This is a genomic window from Nonomuraea sp. NPDC001684 (assembly GCF_053596515.1).
On the sequence record NZ_JBSFGJ010000437.1, the window covers coordinates 1 to 7,823 of the forward strand.

Annotated in this window: 9 protein-coding genes; 6 read left to right on the forward strand and 3 right to left on the reverse strand. The window is 72.6% G+C overall.

Annotated elements, in window-relative coordinates:
* From ACWCSD_RS42860 to ACWCSD_RS42870, 3 genes are all read right to left on the reverse strand, one after another.
* On the reverse strand, positions 1-398 hold a 398-nt coding region (locus tag ACWCSD_RS42860; protein WP_449923747.1), incomplete at its 3' end, for a GntR family transcriptional regulator.
* Positions 399-402: 4 nt separating this feature from the next.
* Complete coding sequence (locus tag ACWCSD_RS42865) at positions 403-1,371, reverse strand: LysR substrate-binding domain-containing protein (protein ID WP_364338849.1); 969 nt, start codon at positions 1,369-1,371, stop codon at positions 403-405.
* A gap of 31 nt (positions 1,372-1,402) precedes the next feature.
* Complete coding sequence (locus ACWCSD_RS42870) at positions 1,403-2,713, reverse strand: MFS transporter (RefSeq protein ID WP_358299276.1); 1,311 nt, start codon at positions 2,711-2,713, stop codon at positions 1,403-1,405.
* Positions 2,714-2,886: 173 nt separating this feature from the next.
* Between ACWCSD_RS42870 and ACWCSD_RS42875 the strand changes: the two genes are divergently transcribed.
* Genes ACWCSD_RS42875 through ACWCSD_RS42900 form a run of 6 tightly spaced genes read left to right on the forward strand, consistent with a single transcriptional unit; the run spans position 2,887 to position 7,756 of the window.
* Entirely contained in the window at positions 2,887-4,320 is a 1,434-nt protein-coding gene (locus tag ACWCSD_RS42875; protein WP_397158576.1) for a 2-hydroxymuconic semialdehyde dehydrogenase, read from the forward strand.
* An 8-nt stretch (positions 4,321-4,328) separates the two neighbouring features.
* On the forward strand, positions 4,329-5,126 hold the full coding sequence (locus ACWCSD_RS42880; RefSeq protein ID WP_449923752.1) for a 2-keto-4-pentenoate hydratase: 798 nt from the start codon (positions 4,329-4,331) through the stop codon (positions 5,124-5,126).
* Entirely contained in the window at positions 5,123-5,869 is a 747-nt protein-coding gene (locus ACWCSD_RS42885; RefSeq protein WP_397158574.1) for a 2-keto-4-pentenoate hydratase, read from the forward strand. The genes ACWCSD_RS42880 and ACWCSD_RS42885 overlap by 4 nt, the downstream gene beginning before the upstream one ends.
* Entirely contained in the window at positions 5,866-6,291 is a 426-nt protein-coding gene (locus ACWCSD_RS42890; protein WP_357981716.1) for a RidA family protein, read from the forward strand. The genes ACWCSD_RS42885 and ACWCSD_RS42890 overlap by 4 nt, the downstream gene beginning before the upstream one ends.
* On the forward strand, positions 6,288-6,830 hold the full coding sequence (locus tag ACWCSD_RS42895) for a 3-hydroxyanthranilate 3,4-dioxygenase (RefSeq protein ID WP_449923756.1): 543 nt from the start codon (positions 6,288-6,290) through the stop codon (positions 6,828-6,830). Before ACWCSD_RS42890 ends, ACWCSD_RS42895 begins: the two co-directional genes overlap by 4 nt.
* Before the next feature lie 2 nt (positions 6,831-6,832).
* A complete protein-coding gene (locus ACWCSD_RS42900; RefSeq protein ID WP_449923759.1) occupies positions 6,833-7,756 on the forward strand; it encodes an amidohydrolase family protein in 924 nt (307 codons plus the stop codon).
* Positions 7,757-7,823 lie beyond the last annotated feature (67 nt).

Consider the following 7,823-nt stretch of genomic DNA (forward strand, 5'->3'; position numbering starts at 1 on the left):
GGCTCGGGCCGGCCGTCGACCAGGTAGGTGGTGGGGTCGCCCTGCGCCAGTTGGAGCCGGTAGAGGGTGAACCGCTGGGCGTGGGAGACGGTGTGCCGCCGGGCGGCGAGCTGGAAGGTGACGGCCTCGAACGCCGAACGCACCTCCACCAGGTCGGCGACGTCGCGGGCGGTGAACTCGCGCACCACGGCCCAGGTGCGGGGCCGCAGCGTCACCAGCCCCTCGGCTGCCAGGGTGGCCAGGGCGTCGCGCACCGGCACCCGGCTCACGCCGAGCTCGGTGGCCAGGTCGCGCTCGACGAGCTTGCTGCCCGGCGGGCGGACGCCGTCGAGGATGTCGTCGCGCAGCCGCCGGATGACGCGTACGGACTCGGGCTCGAACCCGGCTCCTGCCACCATGCCCTCAGTCTCCCACCGGCGCCGCACCGGACGGGCTGTCCGCGTCCCCGGTGTCGAGGCGGCGTGCCTGCTGCTGGAGATGGGCGAGCATGACCTTGCCCGCGGGCGTCAGGGCGCGGGCCCCGGGCAGGGTGGCGCCCACCGAGCGGCGCACCGACGGCAGCGGCACCTGGAGTTCGAGGAGCTGAGGGTCGGTCCTGACGAAGAGCGCGGGCAGCGCGGCGATCATGTCCGTGCCGAGCAGCAGGGAGCGGATCGTCAGGATGGAGCTGCATTCGGTGCGGTCGGGCGGCAGCGGCAGCCCGTTGCGGTGGAACACCTGCTCCAGTTCCCGTCGCAGCGAGGTCTGCTCCAGCGGCAGGATCCACGGGTAGTCCAGCAGGCCGGCCAGCGCACGGGCGTGCGCCGCCGGGTGCCCGGCGCGGGCGACCAGCAGCACGGGCTCGTTGTAGAGCGGGATCTGGCGCAGGTCCGGGCGGTCCTCGATCGGGTTGAGCCGGCCGAGGATCAGGTCGAGGTCGCCGCCGGTGAGCTGGGGGACCAGCGAGTCGAACGTGCCCTCCTTGACGATCACGGTGATGCCCGGCCGCTCGGCCTTGAGCGCCGCGATCGAGCGGGGGAGCAGCACGTTCGTGGCGGCCAGCAGGGTGCCGACGGTGACCGTGCCGGCCGTGCCGTCGGCCAGGCCGGCGATGCGCTCGCCCGCGCGGCGCAGCTCGGCCTGCACGGCGCGGGCGTGGTCGATGAACGCCTCGCCGAAGAGGGTGGGGGTGACGCCGCGCGATCCGCGGGTGAACAGCTCCACCCCGAGGATCTGCTCCACCTCCCGCAGCCCCCGGGTCACGGCGGGCTGGGCCAGGTGGAGGTGCTCGGCGGCGCGCAGGACGCCGCCCTGCTCGGCGATGGTGGTCACGAGCACGAGGTGCCGCAGCTTGAGCCGGCCGCTCAGCAGGTCCAGCGGACGAGATATCACGAAATCATCATATGACCAGGGCGAACCTGCCCTATTTCGCTATGTCGGCGGGAACCGGCTGGTCACCCAGGCGTTCGGCGTCGTTGCGGGGGATCACCAGGGCGGCGACCAGGCTGATGACCGTCACCACGGTCAGGTAGGCGGTGATCGACAGCGAGGTCCCGGTCGAGGCGAACAGCGAGGCGGCCACCAGCGGCGTGATCCCGCCGCCCAGCAGCGAGGCGAGCTGGTAGGCGACCGACGTGCCGGAGTACCGGATGGCGACCGGGAAGAAGCTGGCGGTCAGCGTGCCCTGCGGCGCGTGGGTCATGGCCAGCACCGCGCCCATCACCAGCATGAACACCGCGATGAGCGGCTTGTTGCCGGTGTTGACGACCGGCAGGATCGCCAGGGCGCCGGCCAGCAGCACCACCGAGCCCCAGGTGAAGACGGCACGCAGCCCGTGCCGGTCGCCGAGGTGGGCCCACAGCGGCGCGGTGACCAGCCAGACGGCGGCGCCGCCGATCACGCAGCTCAGCAGGAACGTCCGCGACAGGCCGGCCGCGGCCTCGCCGTAGCCGAGGATGTAGACCATGAAGATGTAGGCCAGCGCGCTGTTGCCGATGATCACGCCGATCGTGTGCACCACCTCGCGCCAGTGGTCGCGCAGCACCACCGCGATCGGCAGCTTGACCGGCTTGCGCCGCTCGACCAGGTCGGCGTAGTCGGGGCTCTCCTCGATGCGCAGCCGCAGGTACAGGCCGACCGCCACCAGCACGATGCTGAGCAGGAACGGCACCCGCCAGCCCCAGGCCATGAAGCTCTCCTCGCCCAGCAGCGAGGACGTGCCGAGGAAGACGGCGTTGGCGCACAACATGCCCGCCGGGGTGCCCATCATCGGGAACGCCCCGAACAGGCCGCGCCGGCCCTTCGGCGCGTGCTCCATCGTCAGCACCACCGCGCCGCCGAGCTCGCCGCCCAGGCCGATGCCCTGGGCGACGCGCATCACCACGAGCAGCACCGCCGCCCACACGCCCAGGCTGTCGTACGTCGGCAGCACGCCGATCAGCGTGGTGCCGATCCCCATGATGAGCAGCGAGACGACGAGCGTGTTGCGCCGCCCGATCCGGTCGCCGAAGTGGCCGAAGACGATGCCGCCGAGCGGGCGGGCCAGGAATCCCACGGTCATGGTGCCGAAGGAGGCGATGGAGCCGGCTACCGGGTCCATGGCGGGGAAGAACTGCTTGTTGAAGACGAGGGCCGCGGCGGTGCCGTAGAGGAAGAAGTCGTACCACTCGATGGCGGTGCCGATGAAGGCGGCCCGCGAGACGCGGCGGGCGGCCAGGCGGCGATCTGTGTCCATCTCTCTGTGCCTTCCGAATGAGGGTACGGAAGAGGATGCACGCTGGTGGTATGCCAGAACGAATACCGATTCGGTCGGCAGGCATAGCAGAACCGACATATAACGAAATAAGGATAGCCAGGCGACATTTCGGTATTGGACTGTTATGTCGAGCGATCAGCAGAATGTCGACCATGAAGCCCGCGCACTACGTCAACGGCGTCTTCACGACGGCGGGGACCGACTTCCCCCTCATCTCGCCCGTCGACGGCCGCACCGTCGGAGCCGTCCCCGAGGCGTCCCGCGAGACCGTCGACGAGGCGGTCCGGGCCGCCCGCGCCGCCCTCGACGGCCCCTGGGGCGCCACCTCCACCGAGGAGCGGTGCGCGTACCTGCGCCGGATCGCCGACGGGATCGAGGCCAGGTTCGAGGAGTTCGTCGAGGCCGAGGCCGCCGACACCGGCAAGCCACGCGAGCTGGCCGCGACGGTGGACATCCCGCGCGCCGCCGGCAACTTCCGCGCCTACGCCGACCTGGCCTACGGGCGTCCCGAACGGGCCTACAACACCAGCGTCCCGGCCTGGAGCGGCAGCGGGCAGGCGCTCAACTACACCGTGCGCCGCCCGCTCGGCGTGGTCGCCGTCATCTCGCCGTGGAACCTGCCGCTGCTGCTGCTCACCTGGAAGGTCGCGCCGGCCCTGGCCGCGGGCAACGCCGTCGTCGCCAAGCCGTCGGAGGAGACCCCCTCCACCGCCACCCTGCTGGCCGAGGTGATCGACGCGGCGGGCCTGCCGGCCGGCGCGTTCAACCTGGTCCACGGCCACGGCGCGGGGGCGGCCGGCGAGCACCTGACCGCGCACCCCGGCGTGGACGCCATCGCCTTCACCGGCGCCTCGGCCACCGGCAGCGCCATCATGCGCAACGCCGCCGCGCACGTCACCCCGGTCTCCTTCGAGCTCGGCGGCAAGAACCCGGCCCTGGTCTTCGCCGACGCCGACCTGGAGGAGGCCGTCGAGGGCACGATCCGCTCCAGCTTCACCCACTCCGGCCAGATCTGCCTGTGCACCGAGCGCGTCTACGTCCAGCGCCCGATCTTCGAGGCGTTCACCCAGGCACTGGCCGAGCGGGCCAGGGGCCTGAGCGGCTACGGGCCGATGATCTCGGCCCAGCACCGCGACAAGGTGCTGTCCTACTACCGCCTCGCCGTCGAGGAGGGCGCGACGGTGCTGGCCGGAGGAGGCGTGCCGGAGTTCGGCGACGCCCGCGACGGCGGCTTCCACGTCGAGCCCACCGTGATCACCGGCCTGCCGCCGCACGCCAGGACCGTCCGCGAGGAGGTCTTCGGCCCCATCTGCCACGTCGCCCCCTTCGACGACGAGGACGAGGCCGTCCGGCTGGCCAACGACAGCCCGTACGGCCTGGCCGCCACCGTGTGGACCACCGACCTGTCGCGTGCCCACCGCGTGGCACCCCGGATCCAGGCCGGCATCGTCTGGGTCAACTGCTGGAACCTGCGCGACCTGCGCACCCCGTTCGGCGGCGTGAAGGCCTCCGGCATCGGGCGTGAGGGCGGCGAGTACTCGCTCGACTTCTTCTCCGAGCCGGTCAACGTGTGCGTCAAGATATGAGGACAGAAGTGACAGACAACCATCGCGCCGCCGCCGCGCGGCTGCTGGAGGCGTACGCGTCCGGCCGCCCGTGCGAGCCGGTCCGCGACCTGGTCGACGGCCTGGAGGCGGCCTACGCGGTGCAGAGCCTGCTCACCGAGCACTGGCTCGGCGAGGGCAGGCGGATCACCGGCCGCAAGGTCGGGCTGACCAGCAAGGCCGTGCAGGCGCAGCTCGGCGTCGGCTCGCCCGACTTCGGCGTGCTGTTCGCCGACATGGCGGTGCCCGACGGCGCGGAGATCCCGGCCGGCGCGGTGCTCCAGCCGCGCGCCGAGGCCGAGGTCGCGCTCGTGCTCGACCGCGACCTGCCGCACGAGCGCCACACGGTCGCCGACGTGATCGCCGCGACGGCGTTCGCGCTGCCCGCGATCGAGGTCGTCGGCAGCCGCATCCGCGACTGGGACATCACCCTGGCCGACACCGTCGCCGACAACGCCTCCTCCGGCCTGTACGTGCTCGGCAACCGCCCGGTCCCGCTGCGCGACGTGGACCTGCGGCTGGCCGGCATGGTCATCGAACGGCGCGGCGAGCAGGTCTCGACCGGCGTCGGCGCGGCCTGCCTGGGCCATCCGCTGCACGCCGCGGTCTGGCTGGCCGACACGCTGGCCGCGCTCGGCCGTCCGCTCCGGGCGGGCGACACCGTGCTGACCGGGGCGCTCGGCCCGGTCGTCCCGGTGAGTCCGGGCGACGTGCTGGAGGCCCGCATCGACGGGCTGGGCGACGTCCGCGCCGCCTTCGCCGCCGACGAGAAGAAGGAGGAGCGGTGAACGCGCTCGCCGAACGCCTGGACGAGGCCACCCTGACCGGCCGCGCCATCCCCCGCCTGACCGACACGGCCGACCTCGACGTGCCCGCCGCGTACGAGGTCCAGCGCGCCCTGATCGAACGGCGGCTGGCCCGCGGCGAGCGGCTCGTCGGCGTCAAGATGGGCTTCACCAGCCGCGCCAAGATGGCCCAGATGGGCGTGGACGACGTCATCTGGGGCCTGCTCACCGACGCCATGCTGGTGGAGTCCCGGCTCGACACCACCGGCCTGATCCACCCGCGGATCGAGCCGGAGATCGCGTTCCTGCTGGACCGGCCGGTGCGCGGCACGGCCGACGTGGCCTCGGCCGTCGGCGGCGTCGCGGTCGGGTACGAGGTGCTCGACTCCCGCTACGAGGGCTTCAGCTTCACCCTGCCCGACGTCATCGCCGACAACGCCTCGGCCAGCGGCTTCGGCGTCGGCCCCTGGCGCCGTCCGCAGGACGCCGGCGACCTGGGCAACCTCGGCCTGGTCATGGAGATCGACGGCCGCCAGGTCGCCGGCGGCTCGTCGGCGGCCATCCTCGGCCACCCGCTGCGCGCGCTGACCGCGGCCGCCCGGCTGACCAGGGCCGCCGGGATCGAGATGGAGGCCGGCTGGATCGTCCTGGCCGGCGCGGCCACGGCGGCGCTGCCGCTGCCCGCCGGGGCGCACGTACGCGTCGGCGCCGCCGGCCTCGGACACGTGGAGGTGACCACCCGATGAGCGACGCGCTGCTGGTCGAGGGCAAGGCCCGGCCCCGCGGCCGGTTCCCGCACGTCAAGCGGGCCGGAGACTTCGTGTTCGTGTCGGGCACCAGCTCGCGCCGCCCCGACGGCTCCTTCGCCGGGGCGAGCGCGGACGAGCTGGGCACCACCAGCCTCGACATCCGCGAGCAGACCAGGGCGGTGATCGAGAACATCGCCGACCTGCTGGCCGCCGCCGGAGGCGGCCTGGACGACGTGGTGAACGTGACCGCGTACCTGGTCAGCATGAACGACTTCGGCGGCTACAACGAGGTCTACGGCGAGTACTTCGACGAGAGCGGCCCCGCCCGCACCACCGTCGCCGTCCACCAGCTCCCGCACCCGCACCTGCTGATCGAGATCTCCTGCACCGCCCTCATCCCCCAAAGGAGCCAGGCATGATCCCCCCCTTCAACCTGAACAAGTGGATCGACGAGCACCAGGACCTGCTCAAGCCGCCGGTCGGCAACGCGCAGATCTGGAAGGACGCCGACCTCATGGTGACGATCGTGGGCGGGCCCAACCAGCGCACCGACTTCCACGACGACCCGATCGAGGAGTTCTTCTACCAGCTGCGGGGCGGCATGGTGCTGCGGGTCATGGAGGAGGAGGGCAAGCCGCCGGTGGACGTGCAGATCGGCGAGGGCGACGTCTTCCTGCTGCCGCCGCACGTGCGGCACTCGCCGCAGCGGCCGGTGCCCGGCTCGATCGGCCTGGTCGTGGAGTTCGCCCGCCCGCAGGGCGCGCTGGACGCCTTCGAGTGGTACTGCGTCAACTGCCACCGCCTGGTCCACCGCGCCGAGGTGCAGCTCCAGTCGATCGTGGACGACCTGCCGCCGGTCTTCCGCGCCTTCCACGAGGGCGACCGCGCCTGCCCCCACTGCGGCGCCGAGCACCCCGGCAAGGACTGGCCGGACCACCTGCGGCCGGTGGTCCGGTGACCATGATCGACGTGCACGCGCACGTCTTCCCGCGGATCTCCCGCGAGGAGGCCAGGACGCTCGCCGGGGCCGGTGAGCCGTGGCTGCGCGACGGCATGATGATGAGCGGCGAGGACGACTACCGCCCGGTCACGCCGGAGCTGTGGGACGCCGGGGCCCGCGTGGCCGCCATGGACCGCACCGGCGTGGCCGTGCAGGCGGTCTCCTCGACCCCGCTGCTGTTCGGCTACGCGGCCGACCCGGCCCGCGCCGCCGAGTGGTGCGCCATGGTCAACGACCGCGTGCTCGACCACTGCGCGCAGGCCCCCGACCGGCTGCTGCCGCTGTGCCAGGTGCCCTTGCAGGACGCCGCGCTGGCCGCGAAGACCGTCACCGAGGCCAAGGCCGCCGGTCACCGCGGCGTGCACATCGGCAACCACGTCGGCCCGCGCAACCTGGACGACCCCGACATCGTCGCCTTCCTCGCGCACTGCGCCGAGCAGGACATGCCGGTGCTCGTCCACCCCTGGGACATGCTCGGCGCCGACCGCATGCGCGGCCACATGATGCCGTGGCTGGTCGGCATGGCGGCCGAGACCCACCTCGGCATCCTGTCGCTGATGTTGTCCGGGGCGTTCGAGCGGCTGCCGGGCTCGCTGCGGCTGTGCTTCTGCCACGGCGGCGGCAGCTTCGCCTATCTGCTGGGCCGGGCCGACAACGCCTGGCACCAGCGCGACATCGTCCGCGAGCACTCGCCCAGGCCGCCGTCGGCCTACACCGACCGCTTCTACGTGGACTCCGCGGTGTTCGACCCGCGCGCCCTGCGGCTGCTGGTCGAGGTGATGGGGGCCGAGCGCGTCATGCTCGGCACCGACTTCCCGTTCCCGCTGGGGGAGCAGGAGCCGGGCGCGGTCGTGCGCCGAGGAGGCGCTTCGATCGGCAGATGAGCGCCGTCGGTCGTGCTGAACGGTATGGTCCGCGGTTCGCGTGGTGCGGCGGATGATGTGGTTCGGT

What these genes read in the sequence shown, in the direction of transcription:
- ACWCSD_RS42900 (WP_449923759.1), top strand. Translation starts at nt 6,833, where the DNA reads ATGATCGACGTGCACGCGCACGTCTTCCCGCGGATCTCCCGCGAGGAG.
- ACWCSD_RS42890 (WP_357981716.1), top strand. Translation starts at nt 5,866, where the DNA reads ATGAGCGACGCGCTGCTGGTCGAGGGCAAGGCCCGGCCCCGCGGCCGG.
- ACWCSD_RS42870 (WP_358299276.1), bottom strand. Translation starts at nt 2,713, where the DNA reads ATGGACACAGATCGCCGCCTGGCCGCCCGCCGCGTCTCGCGGGCCGCC.
- ACWCSD_RS42895 (WP_449923756.1), top strand. Translation starts at nt 6,288, where the DNA reads ATGATCCCCCCCTTCAACCTGAACAAGTGGATCGACGAGCACCAGGAC.
- ACWCSD_RS42875 (WP_397158576.1), top strand. Translation starts at nt 2,887, where the DNA reads ATGAAGCCCGCGCACTACGTCAACGGCGTCTTCACGACGGCGGGGACC.